Raw genomic sequence first — 19,598 nt, forward strand, 5'->3', positions numbered from 1 at the left:
CACGATCCGGCCACCAGCCGGCCGCCGTCCGGTCGCCGTCCGGGCCGCTCGGCCTTCCTGGCCGCCATCCGCGAGGGGGAATGCCGCCGTGCGCGAGAGCGCTGCGCAACGCCACGACCGCCTGCTGACGCTGGTACGGGAAGGCGGCACCGCCCGGATCAGCGACCTCGCCGCGCGGCTGGGGGTGTCCCCGGTGACCGTACGGCGGGACGTCGAGGCGCTCACCCGTAAGGGGCTGGTCGACCGGGCGCACGGGGCGGTGTCCTGGCCTCGGGCGCGCACCGGGGAGGCGGGCTCCGGAGGCACGGGCCCCGTGCTGGGGCTGCTCGCGCCGTCGGCCACGTACTACTTCTCCGAGGTCATCCATGGTGCGCACGAGGCGGCGGCGCGGGCCGGGGCGCGGCTGGTTCTGCGGATCTCCGACTACCGGCCCGAGCAGGACCGGGCGCGTGCCGAGGGGCTGCTGGCGGCCGGCGCCGAGGGACTGCTGATCGCACCGGGCTGGCGCGGGCTCGCGGACCCGGCCGAGCACGGCGGGTGGCTCGCCGAACTCCCGGTTCCCGTGGTGCTGTTGGAGCGCGCGGCGGATCCGGGCGGCCCGCTGGCGGGGCTGGACCGGGTGTCGTCCGACCATGCGCACGGGGTGCTGCTGGCGCTGCGGCATCTGGTCGGGCAGGGACATCCGGCGCCCCTGCTGGTGGCGCGCATGGACAGTCCGACGGCGCTGGCCGTGCGCGCCGGTTACGACGGGGCGCTGCGCGCCCTGGGGCTGGAGCGGCCGCAGCCGGTGATCGACGCGCCGGCCCACCGCGACCCGGAAGGGTTCGAACGCGGCGTCCAGGAGCTGTGGACGGCGGTGACGTCGGGGCGGGCGTCGGCCGCGCTGGTGCACAACGACGTGGACGCGATCCGGCTGGTGCAGCGACTGGCCGAGCTGGGCATACGGGTCCCCGGGGAGCTGGCGCTGATTGCGTACGACGACGAGGTGGCGGCACTGGCGGACACTCCGCTGACGGCGGTGGCCCCGCCGAAGCGCGAAGTGGGGCGGCTGGCGGCGGAGTTGCTGCTGGAGCGGCTGGGCCGGGGGCCGGCCGGGACGGCCAACGCGCCGCGGCGGCATGTGACGCTGCTGCCCCGGTTGCATGTACGGGCCTCCTGCGGTGCGCTCGCGGCCGCCACAACCGCCACGGAGGCCACGACCGCCCCGGAAGCCCCGGAAGCCCCGGGCATCAAGCAGGGCACCACCCACGACCACGCGTAGTTTGTTCGTTTTTCGATCATCCGGTCATTCGCTCTTGACTTCGCTCAGGGCGGGCTCAAGGATCGCCGCCATCGCTTCGCGCTTCCCTTCTGCCTGTCAGGCCATCCACTCAGGAGCCTTGCCATGAGCCTCAGTTGGAGCAGAAACACCGTCGCGACCGCCGCCGCCACCGCCGCCCTCGCCCTGCTCGCGGCCTGCGGCGGCGGGGGTGGGGGTGGGGGCGGCGACAACGCGGGCGGCGACGGCAAGCCCGTGACGATCACGTACTGGGGCTGGACCAAGGGCACCCAGCAGACCGTGGACGCGTACAACGCGAGCCACAAGGACATCAAGGTCAGGTACGAGGAGATCCCCTCGGGCAACGCCGGCGGCTACGCGAAGATCTCCAACGCGGTCAGGGCGGGCAACGCCCCCGACGTCGTCAGCATCGAATACCCGTCGCTGCCGGAGTTCGTCAGCCAGGGGGCGTTGCAGGACATCAGCCGCTATGTCACCGACGACCTGAAGAAGCGGCTGCTGCCGCAGGCCGTGGAGCTGACCACGCTCGGCGGCAAGAGCTGGGCGGTGCCCTTCGACGCCGCACCGCAGACGTACTACTACCGCAAGGACTTCTTCGCCGCGCATCACCTCAAGGTGCCCAAGACCTGGGCGGAGTTCCGGGCCACGGCCGCCGCCGCCAAGAAGGCCGACCCCCGGGCGCGTATCGGCACGTTCTTCCCGGACGACCCGACGACGTTCGAGGCGATGGCCTGGCAGGCGGGCGGGCGGTGGTTCGCCACCCGCGGCGACGCCTGGAAGGTGGACACCGACGACCCCGGCACCAAGAAGGTCACCGCCTACTGGCAGGGCCTGCTCGACGACGGGCTGGTCAACAGCGCCACCTCCTTCAGCCCCGCCTGGACCGGCGCCCTCAAGAAGGGCGACACGGTCGGCTACCTCGGTGCCTCCTGGGGTGCGGGCGTGCTGAAGGGACTCGTACCCGACCAGAGCGGCAAGTGGGCGGCCGCTCCGATGCCCACCTGGGACGGCAAACCGGCCAGCGGCATGCTCGGCGGCTCCACCTGGGCGGTCACCAAAGACAGCGAACACGCCGCGGCGGCGGTGAAGTTCGCGACCTGGATGTCCACCTCGCCCCAGGCCGTCAAGGCGCGACTGTCCTCCGGCGAGTCCAGCGCCTACCCGGCCGCCGAGGCGCTCCGCCCTGTCGCCAAGAAGGCCTTCGACACCCGCTTCTACGGCGGGCAGGACGTCTACCGGCTCTTCGACGACGCCGCCGCCTCGATCGGGCAGCACTGGGCCTGGGGCCCGACCGGCGGCACCACCAACGCCACCCTCAAGGACGCGTTCGGCAAGGCCGCCGACGGCAACGGCACCCTCTCCGACGCCGTACGGGCCGCCCGGGACGCGACCCTGCGGGAGCTGCGCAAGCGCGGTCTGAAGGTCGCCGGCCGGTGAGCGCCAAGGCCCGCGCCGTCCTCGTCCTGCTGACGCCGTTCTTCGCGCTGTTCACCGTCGCGATGGTGCTGCCGGTCGGCTACGCACTCTGGCTCAGCCTCTTCACCGAGCGGCAGTCCGGGCTCGGCTTCGGCGGTACGGAGACGGTCTTCACCGGCCTCGGCAACTACCTCTCCGCGCTGGGCGACCACGCCTTCCGCGACGGTTTCCTCGTCCTGACCGGCTATTGCGCCGTCTACATCCCGCTGCTGCTGGCGGGCGGCCTGGCGCTGGCGCTGCTGCTGGACTCGGCGCTGGCGCGGGCCCGGCGCCTCTTCCAGCTCGCGCTCTTCCTGCCGCACGCCGTGCCCGGCATCATCGCCGCGCTCGTCTGGGTCTACCTCTACACCCCCCAACTCAGCCCGGTGGTGGGAGCGTTGCGCTCCGGCGGTCTGGACTTCTCCTTCCTCTCCCCCTCCGGTGCGCTGCCCGGCGTCGTCAATATCGCACTGTGGGAGTGGCTCGGCTACAACATGGTGATCTTCTACGCCGCCCTCCAGGCCATCGACCGGTCGGTGATCGAGGCCGCGACCGTCGACGGCGCGGGCGCCTGGCGCGTCGCGACCGGCATCAAGATCCCGCTGATCCGGTCCTCGGTCGTGATGGTCGCCCTCTTCACCGTGATCGGCTCGCTCCAGCTGTTCACCGAACCGCTGATCATCAACCAGGCCTCCGCGTCCGCGCTGGACTCCTCCTGGACCCCGAACATGTACGCCTACGCCGCGGCCTTCACCCGTAACGACTACGGGCTGGCGGCCGCCGCGTCCGTGCTCCTCGCCCTCGCCGCGGCGGTGCTGTCCTTCGCCGTCACCCGCTTCTCGCACCGCGCGCCCCGCATCCGGCAGAAGGGCAGGACCGCGTAATGGCCCCCACCTCGACGGCCCGTACCGCGGCGGCCGCCCACGCCTCCGGGGACCGTTCACCGGTCCGCCGCCTCCCCCGCGGCATCGTCCGCGCCGCCGCCCGGCCGCCCCGCAGCCGCCTGCTCTCCAAGGCCGCCGTCAACGGCACCCTCGTCCTCGCCACCCTCTACACGCTCTTCCCCCTCGTCTGGCTGCTGACCGCCGCCACCAAGGACGCCGGCGGTCTGCTGGCCGGCGACGCGCTCTCCTTCGACGGCTTCGACCTCGGCGGCAACCTCACCCGCCTGGCGTCCTACAACGACGGCATCTATTTCCGCTGGTACGCCAACAGCCTGCTCTACGCGGGCGGCGGCGCCGCCCTCTCCGCCTTCGTGTCCGTGGCCGCCGGATACGCCTTCGACACCTTTGAATTCCCCGGCAAGGAGCGGCTGTTCGGGATCGTCCTGCTCGGCGTGCTCGTCCCCACCACGGCGCTCGCGCTGCCGCTGTATCTGCTCGCCGCCAAGTCCGGCCTGGTCAACACCTACTGGGCGGTGCTGATCCCCGTCCTCGCGCACCCCTTCGGCGTCTATCTCGCCCGGGTCTTCAGCGCCGGCTACATACCGGGCGAGGCCGTCGAGGCGGCCCGTATGGACGGCGCGAGCGAGCTGCGCATCTTCTGGTCCATCGGCCTGCGCATGGTCATGCCGGGCTTTGTGACCATCTTCCTCTTCCAGTTCACCGCCATCTGGAACAACTTCTTCCTCCCCCTGGTCATGCTTTCCGACCAGCACCTCTTCCCGCTGAGCCTCGGCCTGTACGCATGGAACAGCAACACCCGTGCCGAGCCGTCCTACTACCCCCTCGTCGTCACCGGCTCGCTCCTCGCCGTCATCCCGCTGATCGTCGCCTTCGTCGCCCTCCAGCGGCACTGGAAGGCCGGCCTCACCGCCGGCAGCGTCAGATAGCCGGCGATGACGGACGACAACGGGCGACGCACGGGCGACCGCGAAGGAGCACCGTTCCCCACCATGCACCCCACCACTGACAATCCCCCCGGACCTGCGGAAATGCTGGCCGGCCCGCTCAGCCGGCCGCGCCGGCCCGAACTGCTGCTGTCGATGGGCCCCGGAATCGCCGCCCGGCTGCTCACCGACCGCCACCACACCCGCCTCGCGTCCCTCGCCCGCACCGACTCCCGGCTCGTCGCGCACGACCTGGCCGACCCCACCCCCCAGGTCGCCGCCGCCCTCGCCCGCGCCGAGGTGCTCCTCACCTGCTGGGGCGCCCCGCCGCTCACCGAACGCGTCCTGGCGGCCGCACCCCGCCTGCGCGCCGTCGTCCACGCCGCCGGCTCCGTCAAACACCACATCACCGAGGCCTGCTGGCAGCGCGGCCTCGCCGTCACCTCGGCCGCCGCCGCCAACGCGCTGCCGGTCGCCGAATTCACCCTCGCCGCGATCCTCTTCGCGGGCAAGCGCGTCCTGCACACCGCCCACCGCTACCGCACCCTGCGCGCCCCGCACGACTGGCTGCACGAACTGAGCGGCGCCGGCAACCACGGCCGCACCGTCGGCATCATCGGTGCCTCCCGTATCGGCCGCCGCGTGATCGCACTCCTCCAGCCCTTCGACCTGCGGGTCCTCCTCCACGACCCGTACGTCGACCCCGCCGAGGCCGCCCGCCTGGGCGCCACCCTCGTCCCCCTCGACACCCTCTGCGCCGCCGGCGACATCGTCACCGTGCACGCCCCCCAGCTGCCCGCCACCCACCATCTGCTCGGCGCCCGCGAACTGGCCCTGATGCCCGACGGCGCCACCCTGATCAACACCGCCCGCGGCTCGCTCATCGACGAAGCGGCCCTCCTCCCCGAGCTGTGGACCGGCCGCCTGAACGCCGTCCTCGACGTCACCGACCCCGAACTCCCGCCCCCCGACTCCCCGTTGTACGACCTCCCCAACGTCCTGCTGACCCCGCACATCGCCGGCTCCCTCGGCGGCGAACTCCACCGCATGGCCGACCTGGCCCTGGACGAACTCGAGCGCTACACCCGCGGCCTGCCCTTCGACGATCCCGTACGGCCGGAGGGGCTGGGCCGCTCGGCGTGAGCGGCGGACAAGGCCGAGGCCCGGCCCCCGCATCAGCGGGGACCGGGCCTCGAAGCCGTACCGGATTACTGCACGCGCTCAGCGCACGTGTCAGTGGGTGTGGCCGTGGCCGTGACCGGCCTCGGGCTCCTCCTCCGCCGGCTTCTCGACGACCAGGGTCTCGGTCGTCAGCAGCAGCGAGGCGATGGAGGCGGCGTTCTCCAGGGCGGAGCGGGTGACCTTGACCGGGTCGATGACGCCGGCCTTGACCAGGTCGCCGTACTCGCCGGTGGCCGCGTTGAAGCCGTTGCCCTTGTCCTGCTCGGCAACCTTGGCGGTGATCACGTAGCCCTCGAGGCCCGCGTTCTCGGCGATCCAGCGCAGCGGCTCGACGGCGGCGCGGCGGACGACGGCGACACCGGTGGCCTCGTCGCCCTCCTTGCCGAGGTTGCCCTCGAGCACCTTGACGGCGTGGACCAGAGCGGAGCCACCACCGGAGACGATGCCCTCCTCGACCGCGGCGCGGGTCGCGGAGATGGCGTCCTCCAGACGGTGCTTCTTCTCCTTGAGCTCGACCTCGGTGGCCGCACCCACGCGGATGACGCAGACGCCACCGGCGAGCTTGGCGAGGCGCTCCTGGAGCTTCTCGCGGTCCCAGTCCGAGTCGGTGGACTCGATCTCGGCCTTGATCTGGGCGACGCGGCCCTCGACGTCGGCGCTGTTGCCGCCGCCGTCGACGATGGTGGTGTCGTCCTTGGTGACGGTCACGCGGCGGGCGGTGCCCAGCACGTCCAGACCGGCCTGGTCGAGCTTGAGGCCGACCTCCTCGGCGATGACGGTGGCACCGGTGAGGGTGGCCATGTCGCCGAGCATCGCCTTGCGGCGGTCACCGAAGCCGGGGGCCTTGACGGCGACGGCGTTGAAGGTGCCACGGATCTTGTTGACGACCAGGGTGGAGAGCGCCTCGCCCTCGACGTCCTCGGCGATGATCAGCAGCGGCTTGGAGGCGCCGGCCTGGATGACCTTCTCCAGCAGCGGCAGCAGGTCCTGGATCGAGCCGATCTTGCCCTGGTGGATGAGGATGTACGGGTCGTCGAGGACGGCCTCCATCCGCTCCTGGTCGGTGACCATGTAGGGCGAGAGGTAGCCCTTGTCGAAGGCCATGCCCTCGGTGAAGTCCAGCTCCAGACCGAAGGTGTTGGACTCCTCGACGGTGATCACACCGTCCTTGCCGACCTTGTCCATCGCCTCGGCGATGAGCTCGCCGACCTGCTTGTCCTGCGCGGACAGGCCGGCCACGGCGGCGATGTCGGACTTGTCGTCGATCGGGCGGGCGGTGGCCAGCAGCTCGTCGGAGACGGCCTTGACCGCCGCGTCGATGCCCTTCTTCAGGGCGGCCGGGGAGGCACCCGCGGCGACGTTGCGCAGGCCCTCGCGGACCAGCGCCTGGGCCAGCACGGTGGCGGTGGTGGTGCCGTCACCCGCGATGTCGTTGGTCTTGGTCGCCACCTCCTTGACGAGCTGGGCGCCCAGGTTCTCGTACGGGTCCTCGACCTCGACCTCGCGCGCGATGGTGACACCGTCGTTGGTGATGGTCGGGGCGCCGAACTTCTTGTCGATGACGACGTTGCGGCCCTTGGGGCCGATCGTCACCTTCACCGTGTCGGCAAGCTTGTTGACGCCGCGCTCAAGGGCGCGACGGGCGTCTTCGTCGAACTTCAGGATCTTCGCCATGAGTTGCTTCAAGTCCTCTCGTTGCGATCGTCGGCCTCGCCGCCGTGACCGCTGTCGCTCATATCGCTCATACGAAACTGCGCCCCTGCCCCGGGTTGTTTAGACGCGGGAACCAGGGGCGCAGATCAAGGCAAAACGTGGGTGAGTTACTTCTCGATGATCGCGAGCACGTCGCGAGCCGAGAGGACGAGGTACTCCTCGCCGCTGTACTTCACCTCGGTGCCGCCGTACTTGCTGTAGAGGACGACGTCGCCGACCTTGACGTCGAGCGGCAGGCGCTCGCCGTTCTCGAAGCGGCCCGGGCCAACGGCCAGGACAGCGCCCTCCTGGGGCTTCTCCTTGGCAGTGTCCGGAATGACCAGGCCCGAAGCCGTGGTCTGCTCGGCGTCGAGCGGCTGGACCACAATGCGGTCCTCGAGCGGCTTGATGGCAACCTTGGAGCTGGTGGTCGTCACGATCCGACCTCCCCCTTCGGAGATCTCACGGGGTTAACTGTCTGAGGTGGCGACCAGGTGGATCCGTCGTCGCGGGTGCCGGACCTGCCCGTCGCGCATACTTGGCACTCCCCGGTGGAGAGTGCCAACGCCGAGACTATGACGCGGTTAGCACTCGGTCAAGCGGAGTGCCAATCGGGGCGCGGCCTGTCGTCCGCGCGGCCCCATCGGCGGCCGCCGGACGTCGAAAATCGGACACACCTCTCGCATCGGCCGCAACCGCACTCCCGGCTTCCTCGTCTCCTTTCCCGACCACCGAACTGACCCCCGAACCAACGACCGAACTGACTGCCGAGCCGGCTTCCGGCGTACGAACCTTCCCCCAGGTCTTGAGGACCAGGGCAGACCCCAAGGCGGAGGACCCGCGTGCACGGACAGACCAGCGCTCCCCGGACGGCCCGGAGGAGGAGACAGCGGCAGGAGAGCGACGTCGAACGCACGATGACGTTCGCCGCCCTCGCCCAGGCTCCCGACCGCCGCCGGACCGAGGCGTGGCTGCTGCTCCTCACCGTCGGGATCACCGTCCTCGGCTACGTCTGCACCGAGCTGACGATGAAGGGCGCGGTCTCCCGCGACCTGATCGTCTTCACCGCCGTCTTCGCTGCCGTCGCGCTGGTTCCGCATCTGCTGGTACGCCGCTTCGCGCCGCGCGCCGATCCGCTGATCCTGCCGTTGTCGACGCTGCTGACGGGCATCGGCCTGGTGCTGCTGCACCGGCTGGACATCACCTACAAGGCCAGCCCCACGCTGCTGCGGTCGATGGGCCAGGCCGCGGACGGCCAGCTGCTGTGGACGGTGATCGGGGTGGCGGTCTGCATGGGCGTGCTGCTGACGCTGCGCGATCACCGCACGCTGCAGCGCTATATCTATCTGACGATGGCGGGCGCGCTGGTGCTGCTGATGGCGCCGGCCTTCTTCGGCGCCGACCAGTTCGGGGCCAAGCGCTGGATTCTGCTGGGGCCGCTGTCCGTTCAGCCCGGCGAATTCGTCAAGGTCATGATCGCGGTGTTCTTCGCGGGCTATCTGACCGTCAAGCGCGATGCGCTGGCGCTGACCGGACAGCGCTTCCTGGGAGTGCAGCTGCCCGTGGCGCGCCAGCTCGGGCCGATCTTCACGATCTGGGCGATCAGCCTGCTGGTGCTGGTCTTCGAGCGGGACCTCGGCACCTCGCTGATCTTCTTCGGCGTCTTTGTGATCATGCTCTACATGGCCACCCAACGCACCAGCTGGGTGGCGTTCGGCCTGCTGATGGCCGTCGTCGGCGCGGCGGTCGTCGGCTCCCTGGAGCCGCATGTCCACGGCCGGGTCACCGCCTGGCTGGACCCCATGCGGGCGTACACCAAGGCGGGCCGGGCCGAGGGAATGTCCAACCAGCTCGCCGAGGCGCTCTTCAGCTTCGGCAGCGGCGGGATCGGCGGTACGGGGCTGGGGCAGGGCCATCCCGAACTGGTCGGCTTCGCCGGCAACAGCGACTTCATCCTGACCACCATCGGCGAGGAGCTGGGCCTGGCCGGGGTGACGGCCGTGATCCTGCTGTACGTCCTCCTGGGGCAGCGCGGTCTGCGGGTGGCGCTCTCCTCCCGCGACCCGTTCGGCAAGCTGCTGGCCGTCGGGCTCTCCAGCGCGCTGATCCTCCAGGTCTTCGTCGTTTCCGGCGGCGTCACCGGACTGATCCCGCTCACCGGCAAGGCGCTGCCGTTCCTCGCCAAGGGCGGCTCGTCACTCGTCGCGAACTGGGTGATGGTCGGGCTGCTGCTGCGGATCAGCGACACCGCCCAGCGCCGCCGCGAGCCGGTGGGCCCCCCGCCGCGCCCGCAGTAAGAGCCGTCCCGCAACCGGCCCGCTCACACATAGTCCTCCAGCGCCCCGATCGCAAAGCCCTGTGCGCGGGCCGTCCGCAGCACCTCGCGGGCCGCCTCCGGCAACGCCCCGTGCCGGCCCCGGTGGGGGTCGGTGCGGGCCAGGACGATGTCGCCGGGCTGCAGCCGGTGCCCCCGCTCGCGGTAGGCGATCCGGCCGGGGGAGGCCTCCTCGTTCCACAGTGGCACGACCCTGACGCCGCAGGCGGCCGCCATCCGCAGCGTCTCCAGCGTGTACGCGCCCAGCGGCGGCCTGAAGAGCGCCGGCCACCGGCCGCTCGCGCGCTTGCGCAGGTCCTGCTGGTCGCAGATCGCGTCGCGCTGCGCCGCCGCGGGAAGCGGTGGCAGCACGCGCTGGTGCGCCATGGGGAACGCGCTGTAGGGGACGTCGAGTTCGCGCATCATCCGGACGAAGTCCGGGTCCTTCGCGTCGGCGTCGTCGACCGTCAGGAACACGACCTTGGCGCGGGTCGGTACCCGGGCGATCACCGCGGGCAGTCCCGTGCCCTTGCCCCGGGCGAGCCGCGGCTCGGTCGTCAGGAACGGCTTGAAGGCCGGCGGCCGCGGCGGGCTGAGCGGCGCCCCGGCCAGCCCGTACCGCTTGGCCGCCGCCACCTGGCGCGCCTGCGCCCGCTCCAGCATCCGGGCCTGGGAGAGCAGGGCGCGGGGATCCGGGGCGACGACGGTCGGCCCGGCCCCCGGCTCGTTGTCGAGCAGGTCCTCGCCGCGCACCACGCCGCAGCCGGCGGCCAGCAACCCGAGTACGGAGAGGGCCGCCAGGCCCCGAGCCCTGGCGGCGGCCCCCGCGACCGCGCCCGTACCCTCGTCCCGTACACGGACGGATCGGAAAAGTCTGACAATCTGCATAACTGGGATTTTGGCAGCGGCGGGCCCCCTCGCCACGGCGACACAACCCACCACGCCGAAGCGGTCAGCCGACTGGCCCACAATGGGGCAGGTGACCGACCTCGACACCTTCTCCGCGCTGCTCGCCCCCGAGGGACAGGAGCTGCTGGCCGCACTGCGGGACCACGATCCGGCCGACGACCTGGCCGCCGCGACCCGGCTGCGCCGCACCCACCCCGCGCCACTGGTGTCCGCCGCCCTCGGCCAGGCCCGGCTGCGGCAGCGCGCGGCGGCGAAGTTCGGGGCGGACGCCCGGCGGATGTACTTCACCCCGAACGGCGTCGAGCAGTCCACCCGCGCCACCGTCGCCACCCATCGCGCCGCCCGGCTCGCCGCGCTGGGCGTCCGTACGCTGGCCGACCTCTGCTCGGGCATCGGCGGCGACGCCATCGCCCTGGCCCGCGCCGGAATCCGGGTCCTGGCCGTCGACCGCGACCCGCTGGCCTGCGCCGCCGCGCGCGCCAACGCCGGGGCGCTGGAGCTGGCCGACCTGATCGAGGTGCGCTGCGCGGATGTGACGGAGGTGGACACGGCCGGGTTCGACGCGGTGTTCGTCGACCCGGCGCGGCGGACGAAGGCGCGCGGCGGCCGGATCTTTGATCCCGAGGCCTACTCGCCGCCCCTGTCATGGGCCGTCGAGGCCGCCCGCACGGCTCCCCACGCGGCGCTGAAGATCGCGCCCGGCGTGCCGCACGAGGCGCTGCCGGAGGACGCCGAGACGGAGTGGATCTCCGACGGCGGCGATGTGAAGGAGGCGGTGGTGTGGTTCGGCCCCGGCACGGCCCTCTCGCCCGGCGGCCGCCGCGCCACCCTCCTCCCCGGCGGCGCCACCCTGCTCGGCGCGGGCCTGCCCGACCCCGAGCCGGGCCCCGTCGGCAGCTATCTGTACGAGCCGGACGGCGCCGTCATCCGCGCGCACCTGGTGGCCGATGTCGCCCGGCAGGTCGGCGGCCGGCTGATCGACCCGACCATCGCGTACGTCACCGCCGACGAGCTGACCCCCACCCCGTACGCCACGGCCTACGAGATCACCGATGTCCTGCCCTTCAACGTCAAGAAGCTGCGCGCCCTGCTGCGCGAACGCGGGATCGGCATCGCGGAGATCAAGAAGCGGGGCTCTGCGGTATCCCCGGAGGAGCTGCGCAAGAAGCTCCGCCTCGAAGGGGTGAACTCCTGCACGATCATCCTCACGCGGGTGGCGGGGAGGCCGAGCATGCTGTTGGGGAGCCCGGTACGGGCTTAGCCTGGCATTCAGCGACGAGGGAGGACAGCGATGAGCGCCGATCCCATCACCGAGCCGGTGAGCAAGTGGCAGGACCCCGCCGATCTGCTGGTCGCGCTCGAAGAGGCATACGGGGAGCCTGTTCGGGCCGAGTTCGTCGAGGGAATTCCGATCTTGCCGCCTCAGCCCAACTTGAACCACAACCGAGGTGCTTTCAAACTGGCAACCCAGTTGGAATTGGCCGGTTTCATTGCAGCGACCAACTCTGGCTTTCGCATCACCGGAAAGGGCCGGCGACCGGACGCTCTGGTCATCCCCGACTTTTTCGTGCTGCACCGCGAAGCCACCGAGATGGACGAGGCGTACTGCAAAGCACACAAGGGCTGGTACTCGATCGACTTGGTGACCCTCGTCGGAGAGGTCACGTCAACGAACCACACGACGGACTCCGGCCCCAAGTACCACAGCTACGCAGCGGCCGGAGTGCCTGTCTACGTGTTGATCCACCGCCAGGAAGGCAAGGCCTACGCCTTCTCTGACCCGGTGCCCAACGAAGACCCGGACAAGGCGTACTACGGGGACAGGGTCGAGGTGAAACTCGGCCATACCCTGCCGCTTCCCGCCCCCTACCCCGCCCTGGAGACTGCTTTCATGGTGGCAGGCTGAGCCCGCCCCCTCAGGAATACAGATTCCGCTTGCTCAGCTCATGCACATGATCGTGGCTGTGGCCGTGCCCCTGCCCATGGACATGATCCGGGTCCGGCACATGCGGCTCGGTGACCGGGAGGGACGAGTCCGCCGAGAGGGCCCAGTTCGACGCCGGCCGGTTGCGGGCCACCATCTCCGCGCCCAGCGCCGCCACCATCGCCCCGTTGTCCGTGCACAGCTTGGGCCGCGGCACCCGCAGCGTGATCCCCGCCTTCTCGCAGCGCTCCTGGGCGAGCGCCCGCAGGCGGGAGTTGGCCGCGACGCCGCCGCCGATCATCAGGTGGTCGACGCCGTTGTCCTTGCAGGCCCGTACGGCCTTACGGGTCAGCACGTCCACCACGGCCTCCTGGAAGGACGCCGAGACGTCCGCCACCGGGACGTCCTCGCCCGCCGCCCGCTTGGCCTCGATCCAGCGCGCGACCGCCGTCTTCAGGCCGGAGAAGGAGAAGTCGTAGACCGGGTCGCGGGAGCCGGTCAGCCCGCGCGGGAAGCGGATCGCGTCCGGGTTGCCCTCGCGCGCGAAGCGGTCGATGACCGGGCCGCCCGGGAAGCCGAGGTGCAGCACCCGCGCGATCTTGTCGAACGCCTCGCCCGCCGCGTCGTCGATGGTCGAGCCCAGGGGACGGACGTCCGAGGTGATATCGGGGGCCAGGAGGAGGGAGGAGTGGCCGCCGGACACCAGCAGCGCCATCGTCGGCTCCGGCAGCGCGCCGTGCTCCAGCTGGTCGACGCAGATGTGCGAGGCCAGGTGGTTGACGCCGTAGAGCGGCTTGCCGAGGGCGTAGGCGTACGCCTTGGCGGCCGAGACGCCGACCAGCAGCGCGCCCGCGAGACCGGGACCGGCGGTGACCGCGATGCCGTCGAGGTCGCTCGCCGCTACCCCGGCGTCCTTGAGGGCGCGCTGGATGGTGGGGACCATCGCCTCCAGGTGCGCGCGCGAGGCGACCTCGGGGACGACGCCGCCGAAGCGGGCGTGTTCGTCGACGCTGGAGGCGACCGCGTCGGCCAGCAGCGTATGGCCGCGGACGATGCCCACTCCGGTCTCGTCGCAGGAGGTCTCGATGCCGAGGACGAGCGGTTCGTCAGCCATGGGTCGGGTTTCCTTGGGTTCCTGGTACGGGGGATGCGGGTGAGGGGGACTCAGTGGTCAGGCGCATGACCAGCGCGTCGACATTGCCCGGCTGGTAGTAGCCGCGCCGGAAGCCGATCGGCTCGAAGCCGAAGCGCTCGTACAGGCGCTGCGCGCGGAGGTTGTCGACCCGTACCTCCAGCAGCACCTCGCGGCACTCGAAGGCGGTGGCGGCCGAGAGCAGTTCGGTCAGCAGGCGGGCGCCCAGGCCGGTGCCCCACTGGTCGCGGGCGGTGGCGATGGTCTGGATGTCGCCGGTGGCGTCGATGGCGCACAGGCCGCCGTAGCCGACGAGGCGGCCGTCCAGTTCGGCGACGAGATAGCGGCGGGTGGCGGCCGCACCGCGCGCATGGGCCAGCTCGGACCAGAACATCCCCGCCGACCAGGCGTCCTCGGGGAACAGCTCGCGCTCCAGCGCCAGCACCGGCTCGATGTCCCACCAGCGCATCTCGCGCAGCGCCGCGGAGCGGAGTTCGGGCGGGGGGCCGGCCGTCACTTGGGGGTGACCACCTTGTAGTTGGCCGGGACCTGCGCGTCGGGGCGGCGCAGATACAGCGGCCGGTCGGGCAGGAACTCCTCGCCGGCCGCGAGCTTCTCGGCGGCCAGCGCGGCGAGCGCGGCCGCGGACTGGTACTCGGGGCCCTCGCGCCGTACGCCGGTGAACACCTCTTCGTACAGCAGCGCGCCCGCGCCCACGGCGGGGACCCCGGCCACCTGGTCGGCGATGTCCGCGGGGCGGTCGACGGCGGGCTCGGTCAGGCGGGTCCGCGCGTTCTCGTAGCGGGCCCAGTAGACCTCCTTGCGGCGGGCGTCCGTCGCCACGACGAAGGGCTCATCCAGGCCGGCGGCGTACGCGAGGCCGTCCAGCGAGCACAGGCCGTGCACCGGGACGCCCAGGACGGCCCCGAACGTCGCCGCGGTGACGAGTCCGACGCGCAGGCCCGTGTACGGGCCCGGTCCGACGCCGACCACGATGTCGCTGACCGCGTCGAGCTTGCGGCCGGCCTCGGCCAGCACCCGGTCGACGGCGGGCAGCAGGAGCTCGCCGTGCCGGCGGGCGTCCACTTGGCGGGACTCGGCCAGGACGCGGGAGCCGTCGTGCAGGGCGACCGTGACGGCGGGGGTGGCGGTGTCAAGAGCTAGCAGCAGCACGCCCTCAAGACTACGGCTCGGCCGATGGTGCCCGTTCCGGTGCTACCGTCGGCCCGGTACATGAGTACATGGTCAAGAATTCTGTACGGATCCGGCGCAGCGGAAAGGTGGCACAGGGGTGCCCGCTAAGAGCAGCACGATCGTCACCGCTCTGACCGCGGCCGCCCTGGTGGCCGTCGGCGTCCTCGGCTACCAGGCCTCGGCGTCCGCCCCGGACCACCTCACGGCGCGCGGCGCGAGCCACCACGCCAAGCGCCCCGCACACCCCGGCCGCCCCGCGCCGAAGGACAAGACGCCGCGCCCCGCCGCCGTTCCCGCGGCGTCCGGCACCGGCAAGCGGGTCGTCTACTCCCTCGGCGCCAAGCGCGTGTGGCTGGTCGATGCGCAGGGCAAGGCGCTGCGTACGTACAAGGTGGCGCCGAGCACGGTCAGCCCGGTGGCCGGGGCGTACCAGGTCACCCAGCGTTCGGTGAGCCTGACGGGCTCCGATGGCCTCGCGATCGAGCACGTCGTGCTGTTCGGCAGCGTCAACGGCGTCGTGGTCGGCTTCAGTGCGGCGGTCGACGGCTCGACGCCGAAGCCGAACCCGGGCGCGACGAAGAAGACCGGCGGCATCCGTGAGTCGCGGGGCGACGGCAAGGCGATGTGGGACTTCGCGCTGGTCGGCACCAAGGTCGTCGTGGTCGCCTGACGCCCGTTCTCCTCGCCCACCCGGCGGGGCCCCGGCAGGAGCAGGCTCCGCCCGCTTCGCCGCTTCCGCGGTCCGCCGCTTTCCTTGCGTTTCGGCCCTTTCCCGCTTCGCCCCTATGGGTTACGCGGCGTCGCGGCCCGTGGTGGACGCGGGCGCCTCTTCCTCGGCGGACCTGTCCGCCCGGGGTTCGGCGGTGGCGTTCGGCGGAGTGGAGACGGCGCTGGCCGCGGCGCACGCCGCCAGCAGTTCGCGCATCGTCGGCGGCTGCTCGGGCGCATCGTCTCCGGCGCGCCGGGCCGTCGCGATGGGGGCGCCCCCGCGCCGTTCAGGCGTGGAGGAGGGCTGCTGGGCCGACATGGACGCCTCCCGGGCTCCTGGGGCAAGCGGCGGAGGCCAGGCCGCCTAGTTAGGCTGACCTAACCCGGACTCTCCTCCCCCATGTGACCACGCGCGGTACCACGGACGCAACACCTTACCGACGGCTTGTCGGAAACTACGGGACGCCGCGGCCACGGGAGGGCGGGAGCCCACGGGAGAGCGTGAGTCACATACGAGAGCGGTGATCTCGTGCGCGAGCGACGATCCCGTACGGGAGCGGGGGACCGGTACCGGAGCGCCGGTCAGCGCCGGTCAGCAGCGGTGAGTTTCGGTAAGCAGCGGTCGGCACCGGTCGGCGGCGACCCGTTCGAGCGCCAGCTCCGGGGCCCGGGCCCTCAGCGGTTCTCCAGCCGGTCGAGTCCCGCATCCGCCCAGCGCGCCCCGAGGCCGGTGACGGTCACCTCGCGGACATCGTCCGTGTCACCGTGCAGCGCATCCTCCAGGACGGCGTCCGGGCCGCCCCGCCCCATGGCCCGGCCGATGACGACATGCAGCCGGTCGTCGGACAGGTCCTCGACCTTGCCGTCGCCCCACTCCACGACCACCACCGACTCCGGCAGCGAGACATCGAGGTCCAGGTCCTCCATCTCGTCGAGGCCGCCGCCCAGGCGATAGGCATCGACGTGCACCAGCGCGGGACCGCCGGTCAGGGACGGGTGCACCCGGGCGATGACGAAGGTGGGCGAGGTCACGGCGCCGCGTACGCCCAGCCCCTCGCCCAGGCCCCGGGTGAGCGTGGTCTTGCCGGCGCCCAGCTCACCGGTGAGCAGCACCAAGTCGCCGGGGCGCAGCAGGGAGGCCAGTCTGCGGCCCAACTCCTGCATGTGGACGGGGGATTTGACGGTGACATGGGCGGTCGCGCCGGTGGTGCTCATGCCGCAAATGGTACGGGCCCGGACGGCGCCCTGCGTCGGGGTGACCCGGGGCAGGAGCCGTTGCCGGTTGGGGCGGATGGCGTACCGCAACCCGGCACACCGCCGGGCGGGATCACGGACCGGCACCCGGCCCCGCCCCGCTTCAGGCCCTGGCCGAGCGCGAGCCGCGGGACGCCGCGCTCGCCCGCTCCACCAGCGAGACCAGCTGGTCATTGACCAGCTCGGGCCGCTCCAGCATCACCAGATGCCCGGCGCCCGGAACGCACAGCAGATCGGCGTGCGGCAGCAGATCGGCGATGGTCCGGCTGTGATCGGCGGGGGTGATCAGGTCCTTCTCCCCGGCGAGCACCAGCGCCGGCTTCGCGTCGAACGCCGCCACCGCCTCGGCCTTGTCATGCACCGCGAAGGCCGGGTAGAACTCGGCGACCACATCGATCGGGGTCGCCTCGATCAGCCGCTCCGCGAAGCGCGCGATGCCCGAGTCCACGTCCTCCGGCGTCCCGAACGAGTACCGCTTGATCAGCCCCGCGAACAGATCCGCGGTGGCCCGCCGCCCCCGCTCGACGATGTCGCTCTGCGACCCCAGCGCCTTGAGCAGCCCCGGCGCGACGGCGTGGAAGGCCTTCACCCCCATCGACGGCAGCCCGAACGCGACCTCACTGAGCTTGCCCGCCGAGGTGCCGATCAGCGCCACCCCGACCACCCGCTCCGCGACGTACTCGGGGAACTGGTCGGCCAGCGCCATCACGGTCATCCCGCCCATGGAGTGCCCGACCAGCACGATCGGCCCCTCCGGCACGGCCGCGTCCAGCACCGCCTTCAGGTCCCGGCCCAGCAGGTCGATGGTGACCGGATCCGTACCGTCGATCTGGCCGTGGCCGCGGGCCGAGCGGCCGTGGCTGCGCTGGTCCCAGTGGACGGTGCGCACGATGCCGCGCAGCGCCGCGCGCTGGAAGTGCCAGGAGTCCTGGCTGAGGCAGTAACCGTGGCTGAAGACGACGGTGGGTGCCACGGCGCGGCGGCCCAGCGCCGCCAGCAGCCGCTTGCGGACGCCCTGCGTGGCCTGCCCGTCCAGTGCGGCGCGGGCGGCATCCGTACCGCCCGCGCCGTCCTTGCCACCCTTGGCGTTCTTGCCGTTCTTGGCGGCCCTGACGTTCTTCCCGCCGTTCGCCGCCGGCTTCCCCGGCGCCTCGCCCGGCTCGTCCACCTCGTAGTACAGCTTGGTGCCGTCCTCGGCGACCGCCGCGCCCGGTGTGCCGCGCAGCGTGCCGTACGGCCCCTGCGCGTCCAGCGCCAGCCGGGCGCGGCGCCGCATCCCGCGGCCGACCGTCATCCGCTCCATCGCCACCCCGGCCGCCGCACCCGCCGCGATCACGCCGATCGCGGCGCTCGCGATCCCGGCGTGGCGCCCGGCCCGCGCCCAGTTGTTCACCGAGTCGGCGGCCGTCTCCACCGCCTTGGCGGCCACATCCTGGCTGTCGCTCATACCGCACCCCCCGTACGAGTCGGATCACCTTCACATTCGACATCCACAGCATCGGCAGCCACCACTTCCGCCACCTCCGCCACATCGACACCATGGATACCCGCTACACCCGCATCCGCGACATCGCTGTCGACATAGACGCGCGGAACTCTCGCCCCGATCCGCGTGACGATTTCGTACCCGATGGTTCCGGCCGCCCTGGCCCAGTCCTCCGCGATCGGCTCACCGCGGTCGCCCGGCCCGAACAGCACCGCCGTATCGCCCGGCTGCGCGCTGTCACCGCCCAGATCGACCACGAACTGATCCATCGCGACCCGTCCGGCCACCGTTCGCCACTTTCCCGCCACCAGCACCGGTCCGCTGCCGGAGGCGTGCCGCGGGACGCCGTCGGCATAGCCGAGCGGGACCAGCGCGAGGGTCGTGTCACCGGCCGTCGTGTAGTGGTGCCCGTACGAGACGCCATGCCCGCCCGGAGCCCGTTTGACGGACGCCAGCGACGCCTCGAGGGTCATCGCGGGCCGCAGCCCGAAGTCCTGGGGCGTGCCGAGCTCGGGGCTGGGCGAGACGCCGTAGATGCCGATACCGGTGCGTACCAGGTCGTAGTGCGCCTCGGGGAGGGTGAGCAGCGCCGGGGTGTTGGCGATATGCCGTACCTCGGGGCGCAGCCCGGCCGCGCCGGCGACCGTCAGCGCCTCCTCGAAGGCGGCCATCTGGAGCGGGATGGAGGGGTGTCCCGGCTCGTCGGCGCAGGCGAAGTGCGACCACACACCGGTGACCTTGACGGTGCCGTCGGCCTCGGCCTTGGCGGCCGCCGCGGTCAGTTCCGGCCAGTCGGCGGGCTGGCAGCCGTTGCGGCCCAGCCCGGTGTCGATCTTGAGCTGGACCCGGGCCGGGCGCCCGCACGCCCGCGCCGCCTCGCTCACCTCGCGCAGCGCCCACAACGCGCTCACCGTGACGTCGATGCCCTGCTCGACGGCCTTGCGCCAGGGGCCACCCGGCGTCCACAGCCAGCACAGCAGCCGCCCGGTGTCGCCGGCCGCGCGCAGCGCGAACGCCTCCTCGGGCAGCGCCGTGCCCAGCCAGCTCGCGCCGGCCTCACGGGCGGCGCGGGCGCAGGGCACGGCGCCGTGTCCATAGCCGTCGGACTTGACCACGGCCATCAGCTCTGCCCGGGGTGCGCGGCCTCGCAGCACGCGCACATTCGACCGCACGGCGGCGACGTCGATCGTGGCGCGGGCCCGCTTCGCTGTCTCGTTCATCCCCCTCAGTGTCGCAGGCGG

Annotated in this window: 19 protein-coding genes; 9 read left to right on the top strand and 10 right to left on the bottom strand. The window is 72.0% G+C overall.

The window, feature by feature from the left end; translation table 11 throughout:
- The first annotated feature begins 88 nt into the window (after window positions 1–88).
- From ACIRPT_RS11195 to ACIRPT_RS11215, 5 genes are all read left to right on the top strand, one after another.
- The gene (locus ACIRPT_RS11195) at window positions 89–1,261 is read left to right on the top strand and encodes a LacI family DNA-binding transcriptional regulator (RefSeq protein WP_403825382.1); all 1,173 of its coding nucleotides are present in this window, start codon (window positions 89–91) and stop codon (window positions 1,259–1,261) included.
- Between the two features lie 123 nt (window positions 1,262–1,384).
- Window positions 1,385–2,716 carry an ABC transporter substrate-binding protein gene (locus ACIRPT_RS11200; protein ID WP_403825385.1) on the top strand — a complete coding sequence of 444 codons (1,332 nt, stop codon included), beginning with the start codon at window positions 1,385–1,387 and terminating at the stop codon, window positions 2,714–2,716.
- Window positions 2,713–3,618, top strand: a complete 906-nt coding sequence (locus tag ACIRPT_RS11205) for a carbohydrate ABC transporter permease (RefSeq protein ID WP_403825388.1) — start codon at window positions 2,713–2,715, stop codon at window positions 3,616–3,618. The genes ACIRPT_RS11200 and ACIRPT_RS11205 overlap by 4 nt, the downstream gene beginning before the upstream one ends.
- Window positions 3,618–4,565 (top strand): carbohydrate ABC transporter permease, encoded by a 948-nt coding sequence (locus ACIRPT_RS11210; protein WP_403825391.1) that lies wholly within the window; start codon window positions 3,618–3,620, stop codon window positions 4,563–4,565. The genes ACIRPT_RS11205 and ACIRPT_RS11210 overlap by 1 nt, the downstream gene beginning before the upstream one ends.
- A 102-nt stretch (window positions 4,566–4,667) precedes the next feature.
- Window positions 4,668–5,705 (top strand): hydroxyacid dehydrogenase, encoded by a 1,038-nt coding sequence (locus ACIRPT_RS11215; protein WP_403825894.1) that lies wholly within the window; start codon window positions 4,668–4,670, stop codon window positions 5,703–5,705.
- 90 nt (window positions 5,706–5,795) lie between these two features.
- On the opposite strand, the gene groL is transcribed toward ACIRPT_RS11215, so the two are convergent.
- Window positions 5,796–7,418: a chaperonin GroEL gene (groL, locus tag ACIRPT_RS11220; RefSeq protein ID WP_403825897.1), complete on the bottom strand. Its 1,623-nt coding sequence runs from the start codon at window positions 7,416–7,418 to the stop codon at window positions 5,796–5,798.
- 146 nt (window positions 7,419–7,564) lie between these two features.
- Complete coding sequence (groES, locus tag ACIRPT_RS11225) at window positions 7,565–7,873, bottom strand: co-chaperone GroES (protein WP_240110632.1); 309 nt, start codon at window positions 7,871–7,873, stop codon at window positions 7,565–7,567.
- Between the two features lie 480 nt (window positions 7,874–8,353).
- On the opposite strand from groES, the gene ACIRPT_RS11230 reads away from it, so the two are divergent.
- Window positions 8,354–9,733: an FtsW/RodA/SpoVE family cell cycle protein gene (locus ACIRPT_RS11230; protein ID WP_403825900.1), complete on the top strand. Its 1,380-nt coding sequence runs from the start codon at window positions 8,354–8,356 to the stop codon at window positions 9,731–9,733.
- A 23-nt stretch (window positions 9,734–9,756) separates the two neighbouring features.
- On the opposite strand, the gene ACIRPT_RS11235 is transcribed toward ACIRPT_RS11230, so the two are convergent.
- Window positions 9,757–10,638 (bottom strand): polysaccharide deacetylase family protein, encoded by an 882-nt coding sequence (locus ACIRPT_RS11235; protein WP_403825394.1) that lies wholly within the window; start codon window positions 10,636–10,638, stop codon window positions 9,757–9,759.
- 82 nt (window positions 10,639–10,720) lie between these two features.
- Here ACIRPT_RS11235 and ACIRPT_RS11240 point away from each other — a divergent pair, with 82 nt between their 5' ends.
- Window positions 10,721–11,920: a methyltransferase domain-containing protein gene (locus ACIRPT_RS11240; protein WP_403825397.1), complete on the top strand. Its 1,200-nt coding sequence runs from the start codon at window positions 10,721–10,723 to the stop codon at window positions 11,918–11,920.
- 30 nt (window positions 11,921–11,950) lie between these two features.
- On the top strand, window positions 11,951–12,565 hold the full coding sequence (locus ACIRPT_RS11245; protein WP_403825399.1) for a Uma2 family endonuclease: 615 nt from the start codon (window positions 11,951–11,953) through the stop codon (window positions 12,563–12,565).
- A 10-nt stretch (window positions 12,566–12,575) separates the two neighbouring features.
- Here ACIRPT_RS11245 and tsaD read toward each other — a convergent pair whose 3' ends face one another.
- From tsaD to tsaB, 3 genes are read right to left on the bottom strand one after another with little or no spacing between them, the layout of a single operon-like run.
- Complete coding sequence (gene tsaD, locus ACIRPT_RS11250) at window positions 12,576–13,697, bottom strand: tRNA (adenosine(37)-N6)-threonylcarbamoyltransferase complex transferase subunit TsaD (protein WP_403825402.1); 1,122 nt, start codon at window positions 13,695–13,697, stop codon at window positions 12,576–12,578.
- The gene (gene rimI / locus ACIRPT_RS11255; protein WP_403506026.1) at window positions 13,690–14,184 is read right to left on the bottom strand and encodes a ribosomal protein S18-alanine N-acetyltransferase; all 495 of its coding nucleotides are present in this window, start codon (window positions 14,182–14,184) and stop codon (window positions 13,690–13,692) included. Before rimI ends, tsaD begins: the two co-directional genes overlap by 8 nt.
- A 44-nt stretch (window positions 14,185–14,228) precedes the next feature.
- Window positions 14,229–14,888 (bottom strand): tRNA (adenosine(37)-N6)-threonylcarbamoyltransferase complex dimerization subunit type 1 TsaB, encoded by a 660-nt coding sequence (gene tsaB, locus ACIRPT_RS11260; protein WP_403825405.1) that lies wholly within the window; start codon window positions 14,886–14,888, stop codon window positions 14,229–14,231.
- A 118-nt stretch (window positions 14,889–15,006) separates the two neighbouring features.
- On the opposite strand from tsaB, the gene ACIRPT_RS11265 reads away from it, so the two are divergent.
- Entirely contained in the window at window positions 15,007–15,579 is a 573-nt protein-coding gene (locus ACIRPT_RS11265; RefSeq protein WP_403825408.1) for a L,D-transpeptidase, read from the top strand.
- A gap of 120 nt (window positions 15,580–15,699) precedes the next feature.
- Here ACIRPT_RS11265 and ACIRPT_RS11270 read toward each other — a convergent pair whose 3' ends face one another.
- From ACIRPT_RS11270 to alr, 4 genes are all read right to left on the bottom strand, one after another.
- On the bottom strand, window positions 15,700–15,936 hold the full coding sequence (locus ACIRPT_RS11270) for a hypothetical protein (RefSeq protein WP_403825411.1): 237 nt from the start codon (window positions 15,934–15,936) through the stop codon (window positions 15,700–15,702).
- A gap of 356 nt (window positions 15,937–16,292) precedes the next feature.
- Window positions 16,293–16,832, bottom strand: coding sequence for a tRNA (adenosine(37)-N6)-threonylcarbamoyltransferase complex ATPase subunit type 1 TsaE (gene tsaE / locus ACIRPT_RS11275; RefSeq protein ID WP_403505600.1), 540 nt, complete (start codon window positions 16,830–16,832; stop codon window positions 16,293–16,295).
- 142 nt (window positions 16,833–16,974) lie between these two features.
- The gene (locus ACIRPT_RS11280; protein ID WP_403825415.1) at window positions 16,975–18,318 is read right to left on the bottom strand and encodes an alpha/beta fold hydrolase; all 1,344 of its coding nucleotides are present in this window, start codon (window positions 18,316–18,318) and stop codon (window positions 16,975–16,977) included.
- Window positions 18,315–19,577, bottom strand: coding sequence for an alanine racemase (alr, locus tag ACIRPT_RS11285; protein ID WP_403825418.1), 1,263 nt, complete (start codon window positions 19,575–19,577; stop codon window positions 18,315–18,317). Before alr ends, ACIRPT_RS11280 begins: the two co-directional genes overlap by 4 nt.
- Between the last annotated feature and the right edge of the window lie 21 nt (window positions 19,578–19,598).

The sequence above is a fragment of the Streptomyces sp. NPDC101227 genome, from assembly GCF_044767545.1.
Classification (GTDB): domain Bacteria; phylum Actinomycetota; class Actinomycetes; order Streptomycetales; family Streptomycetaceae; genus Streptomyces.

Bases quoted from the DNA above. Each gene is read 5' to 3' on its own strand.
- ACIRPT_RS11270 (WP_403825411.1), bottom strand. From the start codon at position 15,936: ATGTCGGCCCAGCAGCCCTCCTCCACGCCTGAACGGCGCGGGGGCGCC.
- ACIRPT_RS11245 (WP_403825399.1), top strand. From the start codon at position 11,951: ATGAGCGCCGATCCCATCACCGAGCCGGTGAGCAAGTGGCAGGACCCC.
- ACIRPT_RS11230 (WP_403825900.1), top strand. From the start codon at position 8,354: ATGACGTTCGCCGCCCTCGCCCAGGCTCCCGACCGCCGCCGGACCGAG.
- alr (WP_403825418.1), bottom strand. From the start codon at position 19,577: ATGAACGAGACAGCGAAGCGGGCCCGCGCCACGATCGACGTCGCCGCC.
- ACIRPT_RS11200 (WP_403825385.1), top strand. From the start codon at position 1,385: ATGAGCCTCAGTTGGAGCAGAAACACCGTCGCGACCGCCGCCGCCACC.
- ACIRPT_RS11240 (WP_403825397.1), top strand. From the start codon at position 10,721: ATGGGGCAGGTGACCGACCTCGACACCTTCTCCGCGCTGCTCGCCCCC.
- tsaE (WP_403505600.1), bottom strand. From the start codon at position 16,832: ATGAGCACCACCGGCGCGACCGCCCATGTCACCGTCAAATCCCCCGTC.
- ACIRPT_RS11235 (WP_403825394.1), bottom strand. From the start codon at position 10,638: ATGCAGATTGTCAGACTTTTCCGATCCGTCCGTGTACGGGACGAGGGT.
- ACIRPT_RS11210 (WP_403825391.1), top strand. From the start codon at position 3,618: ATGGCCCCCACCTCGACGGCCCGTACCGCGGCGGCCGCCCACGCCTCC.
- rimI (WP_403506026.1), bottom strand. From the start codon at position 14,184: ATGCGCTGGTGGGACATCGAGCCGGTGCTGGCGCTGGAGCGCGAGCTG.
- ACIRPT_RS11280 (WP_403825415.1), bottom strand. From the start codon at position 18,318: ATGAGCGACAGCCAGGATGTGGCCGCCAAGGCGGTGGAGACGGCCGCC.
- ACIRPT_RS11215 (WP_403825894.1), top strand. From the start codon at position 4,668: ATGCTGGCCGGCCCGCTCAGCCGGCCGCGCCGGCCCGAACTGCTGCTG.
- tsaD (WP_403825402.1), bottom strand. From the start codon at position 13,697: ATGGCTGACGAACCGCTCGTCCTCGGCATCGAGACCTCCTGCGACGAG.
- groL (WP_403825897.1), bottom strand. From the start codon at position 7,418: ATGGCGAAGATCCTGAAGTTCGACGAAGACGCCCGTCGCGCCCTTGAG.